We start from the raw sequence: 22,186 nt of genomic DNA, 5'->3' as shown, positions 1-22,186 counted from the left end.
TGATCACATAGGTGAGCTTATGTCCACGCTTCTCACACTAGAGCATATTTCCAAGTCATTTCCCGGTGTTAATGCGCTAACGGATATCAGCCTGCAATTGCAGGAGGGCGAAGTGCATGCGCTGTTGGGCGAGAACGGCGCCGGGAAATCCACACTGATGAAAATACTGTGTGGCATATACCGTCCGGACCAGGGCGGTATCGTTATCAAAGGCCAACCCCGTGAGTTTCATAACTATCACGATGCCATTGCCGCCGGGGTAGGCATTATCTTTCAGGAATTCAGTCTGATTCCTTACCTGAATGCGGTAGAAAATATCTTCCTCGGCCGTGAGTTGAAGAACCGTCTTGGTTTATTGGACCGTTCGGCCATGCATGTTCGGGCCAAAGAGCTGTTCGAGCGGCTAAATGTTGATATTGATCTGGAAGTGCCCGTTGATCACCTCAGCGTGGCGGAACAACAGTTCGTCGAGATAGCCAAGGCGCTGTCGTTGAATGCGAATATTCTGGTACTGGACGAACCCACGGCAACCCTGACCCCATCCGAAGCAGAACATCTGTTCCGCATTATGCGGGACCTGAAATCCCAAGGCGTGGGCATGATCTTTATTTCCCATCATATGGAGGAAATCTACGAGATCTGTGACCAGGTCACCGTGCTGAGAGACGGCTGTAAAGTCGGCGAATGTGCGGTGCAGGAAGTTGATGTCGATGATCTGGTGGAAATGATGGTCGGGCGCAAGATTGAGAGCAGTTTTCCGGTCAAGGATGCCCGTCCGGAACAACCCAGAGTCGTGATTGATGCTCGTTGCGTACAACTGCATAAGGATGCTCCTGCTAATAGTTTCCAATTATACGAAGGTGAAATTTTGGGTTTTGCCGGTCTGGTCGGCTCCGGTCGGACTGAATTGGTGCTGGGGCTGCTGGGAGCGACATCGGTGCATCAGAAAGTAGTATCCGTTGACGGTGCTCCCGCAGCACTCAAGACACCCGCAGATGCTCTTGGTCTCGGGATCGGATTGTTGCCTGAAAGCCGCAAGAAAGAAGGTCTGATCCTGCCGTTTTCCATTCGCGAGAACATCACGTTGAACAACCTGCGCAAGCATACGGGTGCTGGCGGTTTGATTGACCGGCAGAACGAAAGCGAGTCTGTAGACGAACTGATGGCGAAAGTCCGGGTGAAAGCTCCGGATGGTGAAACCCCGGTAGTAAACCTTAGCGGCGGTAACCAGCAGAAAGTGGTCATTGCCCGTTGGCTCAACCATGAATGTCGAGTGCTGATTTTTGATGAGCCCACCCGGGGGATCGATGTCGGCGCAAAAGCTGAGATATACCGGCTGATGAAGCAACTTACTGCGCTGGGAGTATCCATCATCATGATTTCCTCCGAACTTCCGGAGGTCGTGGGTGTCAGCGATCGTGTGGCTGTGTTCCGGCAGGGACGTATTGTTGCAACACTGGAAGGCGATGCCGTGAACTCAAACGAAATTATGCGATATGCAACCGGAGGTACAAGTGATGAACAATATCACTGAATCCCAGATTCAGCACAGGAGCCACACATCATTTGCGCTCCGGCTTCAAAAATGGCGTAAGTCGCCTGTGTTTTATCCCCTGATCGGCTTTGTGGTGATTTTTATCGCCATGGCCTTTGTGAACGATAACTTTCTGACATCCACTAACCTGAGCAATGTGGCTCGTCAGGTATCGATCAACGCCATTATTGCCGTGGGTATGACCTGCGCAATCCTGACCGGTGGCATTGACCTTTCTGTAGGGCCGGTGATGGCACTATCCGGGACCGTTGCTGCCGGCCTGATGGTGGCAGGCTTCCCGCCGGAAGTGGCAATACTGGGCGGTCTTTTGGTGGGTGCTTTGTTCGGAGCCGGTAATGGGGCGTTTGTGGCTTATGCCAAGATGCCGCCGATCATCGTTACCCTGGCAACCATGGGAATTGCCCGGGGACTGGCGTTGATCTATACCGGGGGGTATCCCATTTCCGGGTTGCCTCAGGGCTTCTCTATTCTCGGTCGGGGAGAGTTCCTGGGGATTCAGTTGCCGATTCTGGTGATGTTGGTTGTCTATATTCTGGCTTTTGTTCTGTTGAATCACACTGCTATAGGCCGCTACATCTACGCGATAGGCGGAAATGAAGAAGCCGCCAGGCTTAGTGGCATTCGGGTCTCCCGGTATAAAGTGTTGGTGTACACCATCAGTGGCCTGACGGCAGCACTGGCCGGAATTGTGCTGACTTCCCGACTGATGAGCGGACAGCCTAACTCTGGCATCGGGTTTGAGCTGGATGCCATCGCTGCGGTGGTGCTCGGTGGAACCGCCATTGCCGGAGGGCGCGGCGCCATCATTGGCACCCTGATCGGTGCAATGATGCTGGGTGTCCTGAATAACGGTCTGAACCTCATGGGTGTGTCTCCCTACGTTCAGAATATCATCAAAGGCGGCATTATCCTGTTGGCCATCTATATCAGCCGAAGCCGCGACAAATAACTTCTGAGAATCCATAGAGCAGCTCCCAGTCATGGGAGTTGTGGGGTTCTTTTGCTCTGCAGAAAGTGTAGATGGTTCTACAGAGAGCTCTGCAGACAAATGGATAAAACAATATAAAGCAACATCATGGAGACGAAATGATGAGCAAATTACCTGAAACCATGACGGCGGTGGTATGTCACGCGCCAAACGACTACCGGCTGGAGCAGTGCGAACGTCCAGTGGCCAAAGTCAATGAAGTGATTATCAAGATCGAAGCCTGCGGCATCTGTGGCAGCGACTGTAAGGCGAGCTCCGGTGCAGATATGTTCTGGTGCGGCGATGATCCCTGGCTGAAAGCGCCGGTGATTCCGGGCCATGAATTTTATGGCCGGGTGGCTGAACTGGGTGAAGGGGCGGCAGAACATTTTGGTGTCGCCGTTGGGGACAAGGTGATTGCGGAACAAATCGTCCCTTGCGGGAAATGCCGTTTCTGTGATTCCGGTAAATACTGGATGTGCGAGGTCCACAATATCTTCGGTTTCCAGAAAGATGTGGCTGAGGGTGGCATGGCGGAATATATGCGGATACCGGCGAATGCCCGTCTGCATAAGATTCCTGAGGCTGTGTCCCTGGAAGACTCTGCACTGATCGAGCCCATGGCTTGTGCCATTCATACCGTTAACCGGGCTGACATCCAGTTGGATGACGTGGTTGTTCTGGCAGGCCTTGGACCCTTGGGTTTGTGCATGATTCAGGTCGCCAAACTGAAAACGCCGAAGAAGTTGGTGGTCATCGATATGGTGGACGAGCGTCTGGAGCTGGCCAAATCCTTCGGTGCGGACGTGGTATTGAATCCAAAGCGCGATGATATTGATAAGGAAGTAAGAGCCATGACCGATGGTTATGGTTGTGACGTGTATATTGAGGCGACTGGCTATCCCGCGGCTGTGACCCAGGGATTGCAGATCATTCGTAAGCTGGGGCGCTTTATTGAATTCAGCGTGTTTGGGGCTGAAACCACCACAGACTGGTCAGTGATTGGTGACCGTAAGGAACTGGATATCCGCGGTGCTCATTTGGGGCCCTATACCTATCCGGTCGCTATTGACCTGTTTGAGCGTGGGCTGGTGACTTCCAAAGGCATCGTGACCCACGATTTCAACCTGAACGACTGGGAGGATGCATTCAAACTGGCATCTTCAACAGATTCAATCAAGGTCCTGCTCAAGCCCTGAGGAGTATCGCCATGGCATATGTGATTGGGGTGGATATCGGCACCCAAAGTACCAAAGCCCTGTTGATGTCCGCTGCCGGTGACATTATTGCCCAGGCTTCGGCGGCCTATCAGGTAGAACAACCCAAACCTTTATGGGCCCAGCAATGGCCGGAAGTATGGTTGGATGCGGTATACAAAACCCTGAGTCAGGTCGTCAGCCAAGCAGGAGTGGCCGCTGAGGAAATCAAGGCAGTCTGTGTCAGCAGCCTCTATGGCGGATCGGGCATCCCGGTCAACGCGGATATCAAGGCTCTGCATCCCTGTTTGATCTGGATGGATCGCCGGGCCAATGATGAAGTGGATTGGGTTCGGGAACATGTAGACCTGCAGACACTCTTTGACATCACCGGAAACGGCGTGGACAGCTATTACGGTTATACCAAAATGCTGTGGTTGAAACGCCACCTGCCGGAGATCTGGAGACAGACGAAATACCTGATTCCACCCAACAGCTATGTCAATTATCACCTGACGGGAGCGTTGGCTGTGGATCACAGCTCCGCCGGTAACATCGGCGGTGTATATGATATCCGTCAGCGCTGCTGGTCCAGGGATATGTTGGAAACCTTGGGGATTGACGCATCACTGATGCCGGAGCGATTGGTGGAATCGGGGGATATCGTGGGTGGCCTGACCACAGAAGCTGCCGATCTGACGGGGCTTTTGCCCGGTACTCCGGTGGTGGCTGGCGGCGTGGATGCGGCCATGGCGACCCTGGCGGCGGGGGTGATTGAGCCTGGAAATCACGTGGCCATGATTGGTACCAGCATGTGCTGGGGCTATATCAACAAGAGTACCGATGCCCGTAATGGGCTGATCAGTATGCCATATGTGCACAACGGTCAGCAGGATATCTACATCTTTGGCGGAGCAATTACGGCGGGGGCGTCGATCAGTTGGTTCCGTGATCAGTTCTGCGCGGAAGACAAGCAGGCTGCCCAGTTGCTGGGGAATGTGGATGTCCACGAGTTGATGGAGCTGCAGGCAGCCAAGACTCCGGCGGGGGCCGACGGGCTGATCTTTCTTCCTTATCTGATGGGAGAGCGTAGCCCGGTGTGGGATGCCAAAGCTTCTGGTGCCTATGTCGGACTGACTCTGTCCCACACCAAATCCCATTTATATCGGGCGGTATTGGAAGGTGTCTCTTTTGCACTTCGCCACAATATGGAGTGCGGAGCCAAGGGGGCGGCCAGCCTGGACCCGGAACTCATTGTTGTGGGAGGCGCTGCACACTCGGACTTGTGGATGCAGATTATTGCGGACATCACCGGCTATCCGATACTGACCATTGAGCAGGAAGTGGAAGCGCCTCTTGGAGGTGCATTGCTGGCGGCCATGGCGTGTGGTCTGGTGGCGGACGTCAGTGAAATCCGCCGTTGGTGCAAGCTGCGCAGGCGTGCCACACCTGATGAAGCCCGAAAGCAGCATTATGACCGCCTATTTGCCCAATACTGCGGTATCTATCAATCCCTGAAACCCCACATGCACGCATTGTCAGATCGTTAATCTGCCTAGGGGAAATATCTAATAAAAGAGGTTGAGGATGAACTCATTACTCGAGCAGCTCAAACAATTCAGCACGGTTGTGGCCGATACCGGAGATATCGACGCTATCCGTTGTTATGAACCGGAGGATGCGACGACCAATCCGTCGTTGATTCTAAAAGCGGTTCAGTCAGGTAAATATGACGCTCTGTTGGAGCAGATTCTTGCCGGCTTAAGCCCATCCATTCCCCGGGAACACCTGGTGGAAGAGGTGTGTGATCGCCTGATAGTGGCCATGGGCACCCGAATTCTGGAAGAAGTGCCGGGGCGTGTATCCACGGAGGTCAATGCGCGACTTTCCTTCGACCGGGAAGGCAGTCTTGCCAAGGCGCGGAAGCTGGTGCGCCTATATGAAATGGCGGGTGTCAGCCGTGACCGAATCCTGATTAAGCTGGCGGCGACCTGGGAAGGTATTCAGGCAGCGGAAATCCTGGAGTCAGAAGGCATTCAGTGTAATCTCACGCTTATTTTCAGTTTTGCCCAGGCCAGGGCCTGTGCGGAAGCCGGTGTTTATCTGATATCCCCGTTTGTCGGAAGAATTCTGGATTGGCACCGGAAAGCCCAGCCGGAGCGGAGCTTTGAACCGGCGGAAGAGCCGGGTGTATTGTCGGTGCAGCGTATCTATGAGTACTTTCGGCAGCATCAGTATCCTACCGTTGTCATGGGGGCAAGCTTCCGTAATACCGGAGAAATCCTTGCTCTGTCCGGTTGTGATCGACTCACAATCAGCCCTGCATTACTGGAAGAGTTAGCGTCGCAGCATGGGAATCTGGATAGGGTGCTGAAGCATGAGCAGAAGGTTGAGCAAAGACCTGAGCCGCTGAAGGAAGAGGAGTTTCGCTGGCAGCTCAATGAGGACGCCATGGCGACGGAAAAACTGGCCGAGGGCATCCGTGGATTTGAGCATGATCAAAGACTGCTGGAAGATATTCTGACGGATCGTATACAGGCAGCAATGCTGAGCGCCGCTCAGATTGTCTGATAGCTGTCTGCTATATGCCTGATATATGCCTTTTTCAGTGTTGTGGAAGAATCGTTGATAATAGGAAACTGCCATGCTGGATGATCTGAAACACAAAAGGATTCTCGTCACCGGGGCCACCAGTGGGATCGGTGAGGCTGTCGTCAGGGCATTACGTGATGCGGACGCACAGGTTCTTGCCGTTGGAAGAAATGTTGAAAAACTGACCCTGCTAAGAGAAATCTGTGGTTGCGATGTTCTGGAGGCGGATTTGTCCTCTCCGGAAGGGACCGAAGCGATCAGTCTGGACTCTGGTCCGTTGCACGGAGCTGTCAATTGCGCCGGATTGGCGCTGTTGCAACCATGCCTTGATCTCACCGCGGCTGCTTTCGATCGGATGATGTCCATCAATGCCCGGGCGGCCGCATTAGTCAGTCGCGAAGTCGCCAGGCGTATGATTAGTCAGGGGAGCGGTGGTGCGATTGTGAATGTTTCCAGTCAGGCGGGTCTGATCGCCCTCAAGGACCATCTTGGTTATGCCGCCTCCAAAGCCGCTATGGATGCGATTACCCGCAACCTTTGTGCTGAACTGGGGCCGCATAATATTCGCGTTAACAGTGTGAACCCGACGGTGACCATGACGCCTATGGCTAAAGTGGGCTGGAGCGACCCGGAGAAAGCCGATGCTCTGCGAAACCAGATCCCCATGCGGCGGTTTGCGGAACCGGGAGAAGTGGTCATGCCGATACTGTTTTTATTAAGTGATGCAGCGGCCATGATCTCCGGCGCAACGATTCCCATCGACGGTGGCTATACTGCGGTTTAGTTGAGATGTCTGATTAGCTGAGACGGCGATTTAGCTAAGGTTGTGGAATAACCGATATTGTGAGAAGTCAGATCGTTCCACCCGTGGAAATGGTGTAGCCGAGGTCAACTACCGGCTCAAAGCTTTGTTCTCCCTCCAGTCTTGCGAGCAATGACTCAACGGCCTTGGTGCCCATGTCATAGCGTGGAGTCATGACACTGGCCAGCTGGGGAGACATGACCTGACCCACATCGTGGCCATGAAATCCGGCAATGGCCATCTGTTCGGGAACTTTGATACCACGCCGCAGGCATTCAAAGTAGGCCCCGATGGCGACATCGTCATTGGTGCAGAATATGGCATCTGTTTGAGGTAGCTCATCCAGAATGCGGGTCATCAAGTGAGCGCCGACACTGAATGAAGAGCGGGCGGCATACTGCATCGTCTGGGGTTCCAGTCCGGCAGCCAGCATTGCATTTTGATAGCCTTCCTGGCGCTGGAGCGTGCGGGTATCCAGCCGCACTGACAGATAGACAATGTGTTGGTAACCACGTTTGATCATGGCCGAGGTCATATCCTGGGCGGCCTTTACATTATCGAACCCGATTGCCTGATGTAGGGCCGGGCTGCGACTGTCCATGATTTCCACCGTAGGAACGCCTGCAGTTTTCAGCATCTGCAGAGCGCGTTCGGTATGACGGCTCTCTGACAGAATGATCCCGTCTACATTGTAAGCGAGCAGATTGGCGAGGTTCTGTTCCTCCTGGTCCGGGCTATAGCCATAGTGTGTCAGCATCAGATGATAACCTCGGGACTCTGCAATCTGTTCAATCCCCCGAATGACATCGGAAAAGACCTGATTGGTCAGGGATGGAATGAGTACACCAATTGCGTGACTGCGGGATTTGGACAGAATATCCGGTGCCCTATTGGGAATGTAGCCGAGCTCCTGCACTGCCGCCTGAATTTTTTTGCGCAGTGGTTCAGACACCAATTCAGGTTGCCTGAGACAGCGGCTGACTGTCATCTTGGTGGCGCCAACCCGGTCGGCAATATCCTGTAAGGTGGGTCTTCTGTTTTTCACAGTGCAGTTTCTCTGTCAGTGGCTCTTGGTTGGTTGACCCGCTTGAGTGGGGTTCTCAAACTCGTCTCCCACGGTAGTTCGGCTGCCGTGGCACTTCTTGAGTGCCTTCAGACAGTCGTTGACCACGTCCTCGACGGACTGTTGAATATCGATTTCAACGGCTTCGTCGGTGGTGGGTTCAACCAGGGTTTCAAACTGACTGACCAACATCTGCCTGCCCCGGAAGTAATGTTCCTCACGTTGGCTGAGGCGCTGCATGATCGTATCAAAATCACCCTTCAAGTAAATAAAAACCAGGTTGTCATTACCATTCCGCAGGGTATTCCGATATTCCGGTTTCAGGGCGGAGCAGGCCAATACCAGGCCGGGAGTCCGATGAATCAGGTCGGCAAGATCTGCCAGCCACTGAACACGATCGCTATCTGTCAGCGGAATTCCCTGTGACATCTTGTGGACATTGTCATCGCTGTGGAAATCGTCAGCGTCAAAAAATTGCAATGACAGTTTCCTGGCCAGACACTGTCCGATGTGTGTCTTCCCTGATCCGGAAACCCCCATCACGACGATTCTTGGGTTTTCGGAGGTTGTATTTGATTCCACTATGATAATCTCCTGACAGTAGACGTGTTAAAAAGCAGATGTGTTAGAAAGTCGAAGCGTTAGAGAATGCAAAAGTGATCAACATCCTTACATCCACCACATCACTAATTCTGGGAAGGCGATAAGCAGTGCCAGAGCCGCAATCTGTAATCCGATAAACGGCAGCAGGGAGCGAAAAATCTCACCCAGGGAGATATCCTTGGGAGCAACGGACTTAAGGTAAAACGCCGCGGGTCCGAAAGGAGGGGAGAGAAACGACACCTGCATGTTCATGCAGAACACGACACCGAACCAGATCGGGTTGTAGCCGAGTTCCACCACAATGGGGACAAAGATCGGCATGGTCAGCAGGGCAACACCCACCCAATCCAGAAACATTCCCAGAACCAGCAGAATTGCCATCATCAGAAGAATCGTGGTGAGACCGTCGCTGTCACTGAAGGACAGAATGGTTTCACGCACGAAGTCGATGCCACCCATGAGGTTATAAACGCCGACCAGCGCTGTTGCGCCAATGCCGATCCAGATGATCATGCCGCAGCTGCGCAGTGTGGTGATACAGCTCTGTTTCAGCATATTGGGGTTCAGCTCGCCGCGTATCAGGGCGCTTAAGGCGATCCCCACAACCCCCAATGCCGAAGCTTCTGTGATTGAGGCAATGCCTGAGTAGATGCTTCCGAGAACGATCACGACGGTGAGTATCGGGAACAAAAGGGCCTTTGCCAGCCTGGGGGTATTTTCGTCCGGTGAGAGGTCCGAAGCGTTATTGTCCGGAGTCTTGTCAGACGTTTTATCTGAGGGAATCGGTGCCCATTCTGGATGCAGTTTGGCAATGCCCAGTACGTAAATGATGTAAAACGCTGCCAGAATCAAAGCCGGCAGAAATGCCCCTTTAAACAGATCGCCGATCGATACATTGGCCGTCAGACCGTAGATGATCAGTACGATACTCGGTGGCAGCATGGTACCCAGCGCACCGCCGGCACAGGTGGTTCCGATCGCCAAGCGGCGGTGATACCCGAGGCGAAGCATCTGCGGTAGGGCTAACAGGCCAAGCAAGACGGTTTCACCGCCAATGACGCCTGACATGGAGGCGAGAATCACCGCGACCAGAAGGGTTTGTACTGCCACGCCCCCGCGAATTTTTCGGCCGAGCTGGTTCATGGCATCAAACAGATCCCTGGCGATGCCGGAATGATCCAACAGAGCGGCCATCAACACAAACATGGGGACCGCGAGAAATACATAGCTGCCGATAAAGGTATACATCCGGCTGCTGACCAGTGGCAGTACCTGTGGTCCAAACCAGCCGAAGGCGAATACGAGGGCCACCAGCCCGGTGGCAAAAGCCAGCTGCATGCCGGTCAACAGCAGCACAATCAGCATACCCAGCATTAGCAGGCTGCCGTAGGCAATGCCGATGGAAGACAAATCAAACATCCGATCGCTCCTTAACGAGTAAACAGCTGGCGCAGGTCACGGATCAGGTGTAAAACCATCTGCAGCGCGAGAATACAGAACGCAACGAAAATCAATGTTTTCAGGTACGCGGGGAATGGGGGATTCCAGGCAGAGCCTGAGGTTTCCAGTCGCAGATCGCCCCAGGGGGCAAACAGCGCTTTCTGCATCATGAACCATGACGCGTAAATCATCATGCCGCAGAAACTCAGACCCAGCAGATGGTGCAGCAATTTGAGCCACTGACGTGCTGTCTGGCCCACGGCATCGTAGATCACCACCACGCGAACGTGGTGATCGTTGGCGTAGGCATACAGACCGCCAACCACGAACAATGCCGCGCCGATAAATGTCGCCGTTTCATGAACCCAGGTAGTGGGGGCATCAAAAACATACCGCATGATCACTTCATAAAATGAAATGGCGACGACCAGGATAAACAGCAGACTCAATTTCTGGCCCAGCCAGGAGATGCTGCGGTCAAGTAAATTGGTTGGCGCAGGACTTTGTTTCTCTTCCAACGCCTGAATGAGATCGGACATCTGCCTATGCTCCGCTAAAGCGAGTGAATGGGGAGACGAGTTGGCGGGGACATCTGAAGATCGCTCATCGCTAGATGGATGTCCCACATGGTCAATTCACATTATCTGGAGGGGAGGGACTACAGCAGTCCCTGTTGTTCCAGGTATGAGGTGACCGAGTCATACACTTTTTGTGCATTGGGAGACTGTTTGGCGAATTCTTTCCACTGACTCCGGGCGATTTCACGGAACTTCTTGCGCTCCTCATCAGACCAGTCATGGATCGTAATCTTGGGATTGGCTTGGGCTGTTTTGACGGCCTGAACATCCGCCAACTTGAGCTGAGTACTGATATCGTAAGCAAAGTCCCGGGCAGAGGTCGTCAGGATTTCCTGAATATCCGCCGGCAGTTTGTTCCACTGTTTCATGCCCATGGCAATTTCCAACAATGGTAGAGAGTGGAAGCCCGGATAGACCGGATGAGTGGCGATGTCATTCATGCCGGCTTCCTGGTTGGTGGAGAATACGGTGTAATCGGCGGCATCAATCACGCCTTTGCTCAGAGCGGTAAACACTTCTGAGCCCGGCAGATTGACCGGGGCTGCACCGGCAGCCGCGAAGACTGATTGCACCAGCCCTTCCGGCGCCCGGAGTTTGAGGCCTTTAAGATCTGCGACACCGTTCAGGGGTTTCTTCGATACAAATGCTTCCAGGCCCGTGGCTCCACCGCCCACAAATTTCACGTCGTAGGGCTTATAGAGCTCGTTCATCAGCTCATAGCCACCACCGTAATTGACGTAGGTGATCAATTGATCCGGAGAGGACCAGGCGCCAACCGTATTGCCGATCAATCCGAAAGCGGGGTCTTTCCCGGAGAAGTAACCGGTAACGGATATATGTCCGTCCAGAATGCCCATGCCCATGGCATCGAGAGTTTCCGTGTGGCTGACGACACTGCCTACCGGGAGAACTTCAATGTCTACGCGACCGCCGGTCATACGTTCGACGCGGTCCGCCCACTCCTGTTGGATTTTGAAATTCTTGACGCCGGCAGGGTCGGAAGATTGAAACTTGAATTTAAAGTCGGCTGCAGAAGCGGAAAGCGCCATGCTGAAAGACAAAACACCGGCCGCCAGGGAAATCATTTTATTCATTAACTGTCTCCGTTTTTATTTTTGAAGGAGTGGGGAATGGGAGGTTCCCCATGAGTCACTGAAATGATGCTAGTTATGTTACCGGTAACATGCAAGCCTTTTTGTTACCGGTAACGTATAGATGTACCAAGGGCTGCCCGGCAACCTGTCTTTCTGTTCAACAGTTGCCGGACGCAGGTTCTTGAAAGATCTGAAAAAGCGAACGAGAGGAATGTAGAGGGCGCGGATTTAAAAAGTATGGATCAGGCGACCTTCATCGCCTTCACCAGTTGATTCAGGGTAGTAGCCTGAGCCAGGATCGATTGGCTGCTGGTTGCCACCTGTTCCGCAATGCCTGAAGTGTCATGGGTCAGATTGCGCATTTCCTGGAGATTGTCATTCATCGTGCCGACGGTGGCGCTTTGTTCCTCCGCTGCGGTGGCAATCATGGTGTTTTTCTCCAGGATTTCCCGCATCAGGTTCTTGACCCCGTTGAGCAGTTCCACCGTATTCTGTGCGCCATCCAGGCATTTTCCGGCATCTTCCTGACCCTCCTGCATACCGTCACTGACCTGCTGCTCGAGTACCTGTATATCACCTACAATTTTTCCGATGCCTTCACTGGCGGTGTAGGCGCGGGTTGCCAGGCTCCTGACTTCATCTGCGACTACGGCAAACCCACGTCCCTGTTCGCCGGCTCTGGCGGCCTCAATGGCAGCGTTTAAAGCCAACAGGTTCGTCTGTTCAGAAATACTGGTGATTTCACCGGTGGAAGATTGGATCTTTTGGGTATCTTCGTTCAGCTGATGTGTCAGGTTGACCAGGGACTCAACCGATTGCCTTAATTTGGCAATCGCGACTTTGGAGGTTTCTGCTTCATTGACGCCCGATTGGGTCATATTGTTTGCTTCATCGGACATCCCGCGGGTTTCCTCTGCATACTGTGCCACTTGGTCAGCCGCCTCCAGCATCTGTTGCATGGCTTCTGCGACACTTTCCGTCTGTTGCGCCTGACGTCCCATCTGGTCTCGGGTCTGGGTGGAGTATTGCGACAACAGGGATACTTCCTGTTGCAGGGCATTCACGGCGTTCAAAATCTGCTGTACCGCTCGTTGATAGGTCTCCTGCATCTGGTTGAAAGCGGACGCCATCTGACCCACTTCATCCTTGCATTCAATGGGCACTCGTAATGTCAGATCGCCTTCCCGTTGTGCTTGCAGCATGACCGACTTCAGTCGGTTGACATGGCGCTCTATGAACGAGATCAGTAATTGTGAGGCAATCAGTAAAATGCACATCATGACAAAAACAATCGTTGCATAGGACGGGGCCTGTTCTTTGAACACCGACCACTGACTGGGCGAATTTGAATAAGCGACGGTGATCTGACCTTCGCCATTGCGACGATAAGCCACGATGGTGTCGGGCCGGGTATTGAACCAGCCTTTTGCTGCTTCCACCGTGACTTGAGGCATGCTGGCCGCACTGGAGGTAATAACGCGCTGCCCTGCGGTGGAGAGCATATCCTTGGGAATCTCGGAAAGGAGGAGCTGCTTGTTATCCTGACTGGCCGTGCTTAGCTCAGAAACAACTTTTTCAGAGATCAGGGCAATATTGCTGTCGTAGGAGATGACAATGGCCGACAGTACCAATGCCAGTGAAATGGCAAAGGATACGGCGTTTACCAGCCAAAACTTATATTTAAGGCCGACATTAGTGAGCCAGGACATAGAGGGTACCAATTCCGGTTACAAAGTGGATGGACTGCCGATCATTCCGGCAGGTGTCAAATTGATGACCATATTAATGTAGAGATTGGAAAATATTTTGACGCAGATCGATAAATGACCAGTTTGTTGCTTATTTCACCATCTCTGCCGTTCTGCTGAATTCAGGATCAGCCGATGCCTCATCGGATAGGAGTTTCAACGGATCCAAGAAAAAAATAACAGTACATTCATTATATTAGGCAACGTATGCGCTTCTGTCAGGCTGTTGCCCGGAATGTCATATCCATCATTAGGTGATCAAATCAGGGACTGGGGAAATCTACCACACCCAATAAATCTATAGAGCTCCGCGGGGGCGATGGGCGAAAGCTGCCATAAGGTGAAAAAAGCCTCCTGTGGAGGCTTTCGAGTCTTTTCGGGTTTATACCAGCATGTGTTTTATTGCTGGATCATTTCTGCTCGAAAATTATTTCGCCGTCAAAGATGGTTGTCAGCACCCGTGTCTGATGGATGTTCTCCGGGGCAATATCAAATAAGTTCTGATCCAGTATGACCAGGTCTGCCAGCTTTCCGGTCTCGATGGATCCGGTCAGGTTTTCCTGTCTCATACTGTAAGCGCTCTCAATGGTATAGGCTCGAATGGCCTGGACTAAAGAAAGTTCCTGTGGATGTCGGGTGACAGCATTTTGCAGTCCGATCATGGGATTAAACGGGCTGACACTCCAATCACTGCTGAGCGTTACCCTGGCGCCGTTTTCGTGCAAACTTCTGATAGGCACCATATTGTCAGCCCGTTGGGCGCCTATGAGTTCATCATTTTCAGGCCACATTGACGGTTGGGTAAACTCTCCGGCAACTTGGGCATCCGCTGTCACATTCAGCTCTGCAAATCGAGGCAGATCTTCGGAATCCACCATCTCCACATGGGTGAGCCGATGCCGACCAGACTCTGTGCCGGCGTTTTCTATGGCATTCAGAGACTCATGGACACCCCGATCCCCAATGGCATGTATTAGAAAATCGTACCCGACCGGCTCAAGCGCTGTAATGTACTTTTCAATCCGCGCCTGAGTGAAATAGTTGAGTCCGCGATTGCCGGGAATATCCAGCAGATTGATATCATAAGGCTGTTTGAGTGCGGCGGTAGTATTGTGCAGAATTCCGTCACTGTAGACCTTGATCTGATTAATATTGAGCAATCCGTCAGGATCCCGGCGATACAGCGACGTCAGTGTGTTCAGCTGTACCTGATCATCCAGTTCCGGATAGGCCCACAGAGCCAGCGAAACCCGCATGGTCAGCTCGTCGTTATCCGCCAGCCGCTGCCAGGTTTTGTGGTGATTACGCTGCCAATATCCCCTGGCGTCTACAATGGAGGTAATTCCGTGCTTGGCAAACTCCGGCATGGTGTAGTCTTTCAGGCTTTGATAGTCGCTTTCTGCGGTCAGTTGATTCGCATTCATCGCCCGTTCCATCACCCTGTCTCCGGCATTATCAATCAATATTCCGCTAAGAGACCCGTCTTCGTTCTTCATGATGATGCCCCCCTGAGGATCAGGAGAGTCAGTATCGATTTTCATTTCTTTCAACGCTTTGGAATTGACCCACATTGAATGGGACGTCTGCTCCATGATTATGACCGGGCGATCTGGCACCGCTTCATCGAGAATTTCCAAGGGAGAACGTTCTGCATCCAATAACGTATATAGTGAGTGCCCGTATCCGATTAGCCAGGATACATTCGGATGACTGCGTGCAGACTTTTGAATATCTGGAATAAAGTTCTCTGCATCTGTTTCTTCAGAATCCAATATGAAATGGTTACTGTCAGATCCGGATTCGAGTGCATGGATATGCACATCATGAAAGCCTGGCATCACCATTTTGCCCTGTAGATCCATTACTCGGGTATTGGCTCCAACAAATAACCTGGCAGAGTCGTTATCGCCCACAAAGACAACCTTGTTACCTTTGATTGCCACGGCCTCTGCCCAGGAGTTTGAGCTGTCCACCGTATAAATGGCTCCGTTGGTCAGGAGCAGATCGGCAGCTTGAACTGTTTCAGAAGCCGATTTCGCAGTGCTTGCCTGAGCCGATTCGGCTCCACCGGAATAACAGGCGGATAGCCCTGCCATCATTGCCAGCATCAACATTCCCTTGATACTGGCCCACCCAACGGAATATGGGCCAAATGAGTCTGGCGCGGTATGATGGACAGTCTTCGATTTTTTATTCAGCTTCAGGGTTAGCGGTGGAAAATTCATCAGGTTCACCTCTTGTCGGCATTGGAAATGCCCAAAGGGTAGTCCTATCAAGGTAACGGCAAGGTAACAATTGAAGCAACAGGGTACACAAACATCATGATAGTCCTACTGGCTGAAGACGAAAGTGATCTGGCAGAGCTGATCATTGAATATCTGGCTGATGAGCAAATCGATTGCGACTATGCAAGAGACGGCCAGATGGCAATGTCGTTACTTGAACAGAATGCCTATGAGGTACTGATTCTGGATGTCATGATGCCCAGGCTCAACGGCCTTGAAGTCTGTCAGGCGGCGAAACGCTATTACCCACAGATGCCCGTATTGTTTCTGACAGCTCAGGATAGTCTTGATGACAAGCTGACAGGATTCGCCAAGGGGGCTGATGATTATCTGGCCAAGCCTTTTGACTTTCCGGAACTCGCGGCCAGAATCCGGGCCCTGGCGAACAGATACCGTCCAAACACTGCAGTCTTTCAACTGGAAGATCTTCATGTCGACCTGGAGCAACGTATCGTCATCAGGAACGGCCATCAGATTCAGCTCTCCTCAATTCTTTGGGAACTCCTGATCAGACTGATGCGGCAGAGTCCTGGAGTTGTATCAAGAAGCGAGCTACAGAATGCCGTCTGGGGGGATCGAGAGGTCAGTGATGCGGTACTGAAAACCCAGCTTTACCGCCTGAGACAACAAATCAATCTGGAAAATCTGCCCCCTTTGATCCACACCATCAAAGGAGCGGGAGTGGCGTTGCGGAGTAACCACAGAAGTCAGACCCATGAAGGATAAATCCGGTATTCGATCGTTTATTGTCAGCAGATTCCTGGTCGTTCTTTGCCTGTTGTTTTTGCTCACGATTTACTTTGGTCGCTACCTTCAGGATCTGAGTCTGGACGAATCCACGGAGTACTATATGTTCACCGAGGCGGAATGGATCAGTAGTCACTACCTTCCACCGCTTCTGCCTGATTCTCAACCGGGGCTGCGCGAGTATTACTGGGGGGAGAATTATCTGCCGGATGATGTTAAAGCCATCCTCCGTCGCGAGTCCTGGAGCAAAGATCATGTGTTGCTGGTTGAGATGCCGGACCAGGTAATCTACCTATTACCTTTTGAGTCAGGCTATGAAGAGACACTATTCATTATCCACCGCTTCGCCACGAAACAGCAGTTTGATGAATACTCCACCATATACAGTCACCTGTACATCGCTCTCTATGCCTTCTTTGGGTTAGCGGTTGCTGCAGGACTCTGGATCAGTTACCGCCTCAGACAACCGATTTCAGATTTATCCGTGTGGGTTAATCGACTCCGAAGTGAAAGTGCCAATGTCGCACCACCACCATCGGCAAGTCGCTTCATCGAGACCAGCAACATTGCCAGCTCACTTATTGAATCGATACATCAACTTGAAGAGGCTAACCGGAAAGAAAAGGATTTTCTGCGAGTGCTCAGTCATGAGCTAAAAACCCCGCTGGCCATTACTTCGGGAGCGATCCAGTTACTGGATGCCAGACAAGCCATTTCCCCTGAGCAGCAGAAATACTGGGATAAACTGAAAAACGCTCAGAAAACCATGCAGACCCTGTCCCAAACCATTCTGGATCTGTGGAGAGCACTTCCCGTAACCGACACCCAGCCGGTCGATGTGACGGAACTTCTTGAGCAGGTGATTGAGGACAACCGATATTTGCAGAAACCTTCCGTCGAAGTATGTTTACAGGCGAAAGAGCACATCAAGATCCCCGTTTCGCCTTCACTGTTGAAGCTTGTATTGAATAATCTGGTACGTAACGCTCTGCAATACACGGCTGAAGGCGAGATTGTCATTCAAATTACCGGCACCCCAGCAAAGATCACCATTGCCAATCCCTGTCTGACTCAGAACACAGAGATCCACACTCTACATACGACGGACAATATACAGACAACCAGCCCCGTGCAGCCAACCAGCAACATGCAGACAAAGGATTATCAACAGACAAAAGGTTATCAGCAGACAAAAGACTATGGCTACGGGGTCGGGCTTTTCCTGGTAGAAAAAGTCTGTGAGCAAATGCATTGGTCTTTTTGTACCCGGCAGGAGAGTGAGCGCTTTTCCGTTGTCATCGAGTTTTCAGCTGAAATCCAGGCTTTCCGTTGAAACCTAAAGTCTACAGTTCAGAACTGGGCCTTCGTTAAAACCTTATGCCTTCGTTAAAACCGAGAGTGCGTTGGTGCCACCTGCTTATTTTTGAAGCACGATACCCAAGATCAACAGGCCCCCAAGCCCCGTCGGAAGTTCTGTGAAATAACGGCTGTTTTAGAAGAAAATTTTCGATTTGCTGGAAATTGTAAGGTTAATAGTGTTGCTGGATGAGGTGTAAGGGAGCAATATTGTGACCGTGGTTGCTACACCGGATCAGTTTGGTGGTGAGAGCTTGAGTAGTACTTCTGATCGGACAAAGGGAGGAATGGAATCATGTCCGAGCAACACACCGGGCCGCAAATTATTGATGGCCTTTGCCTTCTGGCTTTCGTCAGACGTTTTCCTGTTGCCTTTTACAAAGCTGTGGCAGGAATACTCTGCTGTGAGCCGACTGCGTATGGACAAAAAAGCAGCATAATCAGAATTCAGATACTGGGAAACCGGCGAGCCCGGTTTCACCTGACGGACTATCTCATGAAAGAGGCGTGCACTGGGAATTGTCCCCGTGATGCCGCTTCTTCTCCTTTCGATAAAACCTGTCGCAAGAAAGCATTGCCAGTGTGGTTGCACACCTGGCATGCCCCATGGTCACCCGCGTTCAAACGGACCTATCCAAACTGGATGAACCGGGTTCGCCATATGGTCCCGAAGCTCTTTAACGAGCAGCCCAAAAACGATCTGACCAGAATCAGTCGGGCAATATGGAGCGCCTGTCAGATGGCTAAGGAGGAGCGTGCCCTGGATACATTGAAAGTAGTGGCCCAGGAGCCGGCCTTTAATTGATGGTGGACAGATATTATCGCAACCTGAAGCCTTGCTGAGGTGGACTATGGATACACGACAAAGGAAATTGGGCCTGATTGAAACGCAGATGGCCTCAATGCATGAACTGGCTCGAGGCACTACCCAGGGCAGTGAGATGATTGCTATTCGAGGTCGCTTTCCTTATCAGGTTCTGGTGAAAGCCGCTGAATTGCTATTCCGCAAATACGCCATTCTACAGTGCGCCGTCAGTACCCATGATGGGGATTACTGGCTGGTGCAACATGGTGAATTCGATCGGATTGGCATTCGGCAGGAAGTCCTTTCCAACGTGGATAAGTGCTGGCAATACTACGAGGAAGCTATCAATGAACCCTTGGCTGCTGACTACGCGTTGTGGCGCATTCTGTTGTTAAGCAGTCCAGATGGCGCGGAACACCGGTTAATTGTGACCTGCCATCATGTCATGATCGATCCGGCCGGCTATGATGAACTTCTCCGTGATCTGCTGGGGTTCATGGATGCTTTACTGGAGGGCGAAAACCTGCTGCCCGGCCAGGTGGGCATACCCACGGCGGTTGATGAATACCTTTCCGATAAACCCAGTGAGCTGGATACTTCGGATACACCATGTCCAGTGATCAGCTACCAGCGAAACACCGAGCTGGAAAATCGTAAAACAAAAGTATCGACCATAGTGCTGGATGCCAGGGAGTATCATGCCCTTGATCTCCAATGCAGAAACAATGGGGTCAGTGTGTCTAACTATCTCGCCGGACTGTTCCTGTGTCAGGCACGTAAGGAAGGGCTGGCCGGAAAAGCCGTTGTGCTCAGGACTGCGGTGTCATTGCGTTCACGGGTGAAAAGTCAGAGAGATTACCTTAACCAGCTGGGTTGCTATCTCTCAATGGTGGATACGCCCCTGGAATTTGGTCAGGCACCAAAGCCCACGCAGATTGCCAAAACATATCAGAATACCCTGTTCCCCCGTATCTTCCATAACTGCTACCGGAAGAAAAACACTGAAACCGGGCGGATCAGGCAAGAGGTAAAATCTCTGTTGAATGCCGAGGGCTTTGTTCACGGACTGGGACTTTGTCATCGGGGGCAGATTGACGTTGATCATCAATACTGCAACTTCATGGTGACCGATTACGACGCTGTTACAAGCTCGCTTGCAGGGGATATTGCCTGTGAACTCCACATACTTCAGTTTAACGGAGGTCTCAAGTGCAGTCTGGTTTATACCTGGCCGCTGGTGAGTCATGAGCGGATTGAGGCAATGCGTCAGCAGATGCACTCTGCGATGCTGGAGTACTGCCTGGTCGAGCGTCGATTGGCAGTATAAAAGTGGTTAGCGTATCTGAATAGATTTGCTCTCTAATGAGAAAAGTTGTTCAGGTCTTGGGATTAGCGATCGGCACCCCGTGCTGGTCGCTACCCGTCAGAATTTCAAATGCCGCCCGGTGTTGAGTAGAAAACCTTTGTATAGGCTGCTCATCTTCTTCAAGAGAGATTTCTGCCTTGGCAATTTTACAATTCAGGCAAGTGTGAATACCCCCTGGTGGATTTCTGTAGTGCAGACCGACAAAATGTCTGGAAGGTGCTGTAAAGCGACCGGATAACCGCACGCCTTTGCCCTGGCAGGTAAACTGCCACTCAAACTCACCGTTTGACGGAAAGCGGTACGTTCCGTGATTGGATACCGCCTGGAACAGACTGTTGAAATGGGACTCCTGCCCCCCTAAACGCAGTACGGCTAATGTCATCCAGGGGGAGCGTAAAGGTCCCAGGTGGATACGGGCAGTGGCAACCTCTAAAAAAACGTCAGGAGCTTGATCGAAGCCACTGATCTGTCCCCAGGCATATTCGTCTGTGTGTTTGCTTCCCCAATTGTGATTTTCACTGCCCAACCAGTCCTTGATGTCTATGGTTTCACCATCCACTTCCAACTGCCCGGAAAAGCAGGCGTGAGGCACTCCTACCAGAGATTTTGCCTTGGGTAGCGGGCGGGCATAGAAGCTTTCCGGCAGTAGTAAAAGTGGTCTGGGGGTACCTTGATAAGTGAGATCCCAAGTCAGCCGATGCTGCTGACTATTTGCCTGACCCTGAAGGCTGTGCCGTTCAAGTCGGCTTTGGCCCAGGGTGAGGTCTACCGGAGTGTTGCCGATTCGGCATGCGTTGAAAGGAATATCCTCCTGCACTGCGACAATTCGATCACCGTGAAAATAGATCGCCCAGACCTCGCCGATGGCAGCCTGATCCGCGTCTTTGGGGACAAACAGGGTATAGCGAATCCAGAAAGCCTTCGGTTCAGTGGGGTGATTGGCTCGCAGGAAGTAACTTTCATAGTGTCCCTTCTGCGATTCCACATTGAACTGGCAACGGTTCCAGGTATCGTCAATTTCCTGTGATGGGGCCTGTGATGGGTCCAGCGGTTTCATCGGCATATTCATTGAGTCGGTTTCTCTCAGTTTAGTCTGGGTTGTTTATGGTTCCATAGGGCTCTATATGGTTCTCGGTGTTGTCAGACTCTCTATCGCTTTGTCGCTGTCTTTATTTCTGCATCCCACAATCTCATTTCGTTATCTCACAGGCTTGGAAGGAAAGTCACTTGCCTGACAGGTAATGGCCTTTGCGAATGTGAGATGGCTAGAACCAGATCCAGGGAAAATACACCTGCGCCAGATTGCCGAATACAATCGAGAGGAACTTGCCCGGTACCAGGAGATATCGCCACCAAGGGGTATCAAACACTTCGAACGAAGTGGTGAAATCATAAAGGTTAGCTGGATCCCACCAGGCGAACTGAAGCTGGCTGCCACAAATGTCGCTGACAGCAGATGACAGGGGTAAATCTGGAGTTTGGGTGAAGCACCCGACCAGGGTGGTCATGTCGTCTATCACATCAAAACCGCTGTCATTGCGGACGGTTTTCATCCCGATAAAGTAACTGTCGTCGGGCTTGCCGTCATCAATGTACATCCAATACACCAAGTGATAGCAGTCGTCTGCCTGACCGCAGGTTCCGATATTTCCGGGGGAGAGAATATTCAGATAACCGTACACCGGATGGCTGATGGTGCTGTCGATGACAAGTTGCCCCTGCAGTGAAGCCATATGGTTGGGGTTTTCCTTCCAGGCATCAATGTCGTCAATCGTAATGTTCAGATCCACGCGAATGTCGCGGAACAGGTTGTCGATGGTCCCGTAACCGGACATGGTTTCGCTGAAACGCAGGCCGTCGGCTTGGGTGTTAAACGTGAGCAGCCCGAGGAACAAAAGCGGAAGCAGGCGATAGAGGGAGAATGTCTTCAATATGGAGAATGATTTCTGAGCGGAGAGAACCTTCTGAATAGAGAGAACCTTCATGATC

General features: G+C 51.9%; 19 protein-coding genes. 10 read left to right on the top strand and 9 right to left on the bottom strand.

The window, feature by feature from the left end:
* Window positions 1-19 precede the first annotated feature (19 nt).
* From BTA51_RS03880 to BTA51_RS03855, 6 genes are all read left to right on the top strand, one after another.
* A complete protein-coding gene (locus tag BTA51_RS03880) occupies window positions 20-1,534 on the top strand; it encodes a sugar ABC transporter ATP-binding protein (RefSeq protein WP_094706110.1) in 1,515 nt (504 codons plus the stop codon).
* A complete protein-coding gene (locus BTA51_RS03875) occupies window positions 1,518-2,504 on the top strand; it encodes an ABC transporter permease (RefSeq protein WP_094706109.1) in 987 nt (328 codons plus the stop codon). Before BTA51_RS03880 ends, BTA51_RS03875 begins: the two co-directional genes overlap by 17 nt.
* 137 nt (window positions 2,505-2,641) lie before the next feature.
* Window positions 2,642-3,721: a zinc-binding dehydrogenase gene (locus tag BTA51_RS03870; RefSeq protein WP_246840914.1), complete on the top strand. Its 1,080-nt coding sequence runs from the start codon at window positions 2,642-2,644 to the stop codon at window positions 3,719-3,721.
* A gap of 11 nt (window positions 3,722-3,732) precedes the next feature.
* Window positions 3,733-5,268 (top strand): FGGY-family carbohydrate kinase, encoded by a 1,536-nt coding sequence (locus BTA51_RS03865; RefSeq protein ID WP_094706108.1) that lies wholly within the window; start codon window positions 3,733-3,735, stop codon window positions 5,266-5,268.
* A 37-nt stretch (window positions 5,269-5,305) separates the two neighbouring features.
* Window positions 5,306-6,289, top strand: a complete 984-nt coding sequence (tal, locus tag BTA51_RS03860) for a transaldolase (protein WP_094706107.1) — start codon at window positions 5,306-5,308, stop codon at window positions 6,287-6,289.
* 73 nt (window positions 6,290-6,362) lie between these two features.
* On the top strand, window positions 6,363-7,094 hold the full coding sequence (locus tag BTA51_RS03855; protein WP_094706106.1) for an SDR family oxidoreductase: 732 nt from the start codon (window positions 6,363-6,365) through the stop codon (window positions 7,092-7,094).
* A gap of 67 nt (window positions 7,095-7,161) precedes the next feature.
* Here the strand turns inward: BTA51_RS03855 and gntR are convergent, their stop codons facing one another.
* The 7 genes from gntR to BTA51_RS03820 form a co-directional block, all read right to left on the bottom strand.
* On the bottom strand, window positions 7,162-8,157 hold the full coding sequence (gntR, locus tag BTA51_RS03850; RefSeq protein WP_094706105.1) for a gluconate operon transcriptional repressor GntR: 996 nt from the start codon (window positions 8,155-8,157) through the stop codon (window positions 7,162-7,164).
* A gap of 15 nt (window positions 8,158-8,172) precedes the next feature.
* Complete coding sequence (locus tag BTA51_RS03845; RefSeq protein WP_246840913.1) at window positions 8,173-8,757, bottom strand: gluconokinase; 585 nt, start codon at window positions 8,755-8,757, stop codon at window positions 8,173-8,175.
* An 87-nt stretch (window positions 8,758-8,844) separates the two neighbouring features.
* Window positions 8,845-10,197 (bottom strand): TRAP transporter large permease subunit, encoded by a 1,353-nt coding sequence (locus tag BTA51_RS03840; RefSeq protein WP_094706104.1) that lies wholly within the window; start codon window positions 10,195-10,197, stop codon window positions 8,845-8,847.
* Between the two features lie 11 nt (window positions 10,198-10,208).
* On the bottom strand, window positions 10,209-10,757 hold the full coding sequence (locus tag BTA51_RS03835) for a TRAP transporter small permease subunit (RefSeq protein ID WP_094706103.1): 549 nt from the start codon (window positions 10,755-10,757) through the stop codon (window positions 10,209-10,211).
* A 119-nt stretch (window positions 10,758-10,876) separates the two neighbouring features.
* Window positions 10,877-11,890: a TRAP transporter substrate-binding protein gene (locus BTA51_RS03830; RefSeq protein WP_094706102.1), complete on the bottom strand. Its 1,014-nt coding sequence runs from the start codon at window positions 11,888-11,890 to the stop codon at window positions 10,877-10,879.
* 242 nt (window positions 11,891-12,132) lie between these two features.
* Entirely contained in the window at window positions 12,133-13,599 is a 1,467-nt protein-coding gene (locus BTA51_RS03825; protein WP_094706101.1) for a methyl-accepting chemotaxis protein, read from the bottom strand.
* Between the two features lie 449 nt (window positions 13,600-14,048).
* A complete protein-coding gene (locus BTA51_RS03820) occupies window positions 14,049-15,863 on the bottom strand; it encodes an amidohydrolase (RefSeq protein ID WP_246840912.1) in 1,815 nt (604 codons plus the stop codon).
* 96 nt (window positions 15,864-15,959) lie between these two features.
* On the opposite strand from BTA51_RS03820, the gene BTA51_RS03815 reads away from it, so the two are divergent.
* From BTA51_RS03815 to BTA51_RS03800, 4 genes are all read left to right on the top strand, one after another.
* Window positions 15,960-16,649, top strand: a complete 690-nt coding sequence (locus BTA51_RS03815) for a response regulator transcription factor (RefSeq protein WP_094706100.1) — start codon at window positions 15,960-15,962, stop codon at window positions 16,647-16,649.
* Complete coding sequence (locus tag BTA51_RS03810; RefSeq protein ID WP_094706099.1) at window positions 16,639-18,003, top strand: HAMP domain-containing sensor histidine kinase; 1,365 nt, start codon at window positions 16,639-16,641, stop codon at window positions 18,001-18,003. Before BTA51_RS03815 ends, BTA51_RS03810 begins: the two co-directional genes overlap by 11 nt.
* 318 nt (window positions 18,004-18,321) lie before the next feature.
* On the top strand, window positions 18,322-18,831 hold the full coding sequence (locus BTA51_RS03805) for a hypothetical protein (RefSeq protein ID WP_094706098.1): 510 nt from the start codon (window positions 18,322-18,324) through the stop codon (window positions 18,829-18,831).
* Between the two features lie 46 nt (window positions 18,832-18,877).
* Window positions 18,878-20,158 carry a hypothetical protein gene (locus BTA51_RS03800; RefSeq protein WP_094706097.1) on the top strand — a complete coding sequence of 427 codons (1,281 nt, stop codon included), beginning with the start codon at window positions 18,878-18,880 and terminating at the stop codon, window positions 20,156-20,158.
* A gap of 49 nt (window positions 20,159-20,207) precedes the next feature.
* On the opposite strand, the gene BTA51_RS03795 is transcribed toward BTA51_RS03800, so the two are convergent.
* Entirely contained in the window at window positions 20,208-21,254 is a 1,047-nt protein-coding gene (locus tag BTA51_RS03795; protein WP_246840911.1) for a hypothetical protein, read from the bottom strand.
* Between the two features lie 208 nt (window positions 21,255-21,462).
* Entirely contained in the window at window positions 21,463-22,182 is a 720-nt protein-coding gene (locus BTA51_RS03790; RefSeq protein ID WP_141215528.1) for a hypothetical protein, read from the bottom strand.
* Window positions 22,183-22,186: the final 4 nt, after the last annotated feature.

Origin of the sequence: Hahella sp. CCB-MM4 (assembly GCF_002260525.1) — a bacterium.
Taxonomy (GTDB): Bacteria; Pseudomonadota; Gammaproteobacteria; order Pseudomonadales; family Oleiphilaceae; genus Hahella.
Note: the sequence above shows the minus strand (reverse complement) of the source record. Positions and strands in the feature narration are given on the sequence as shown.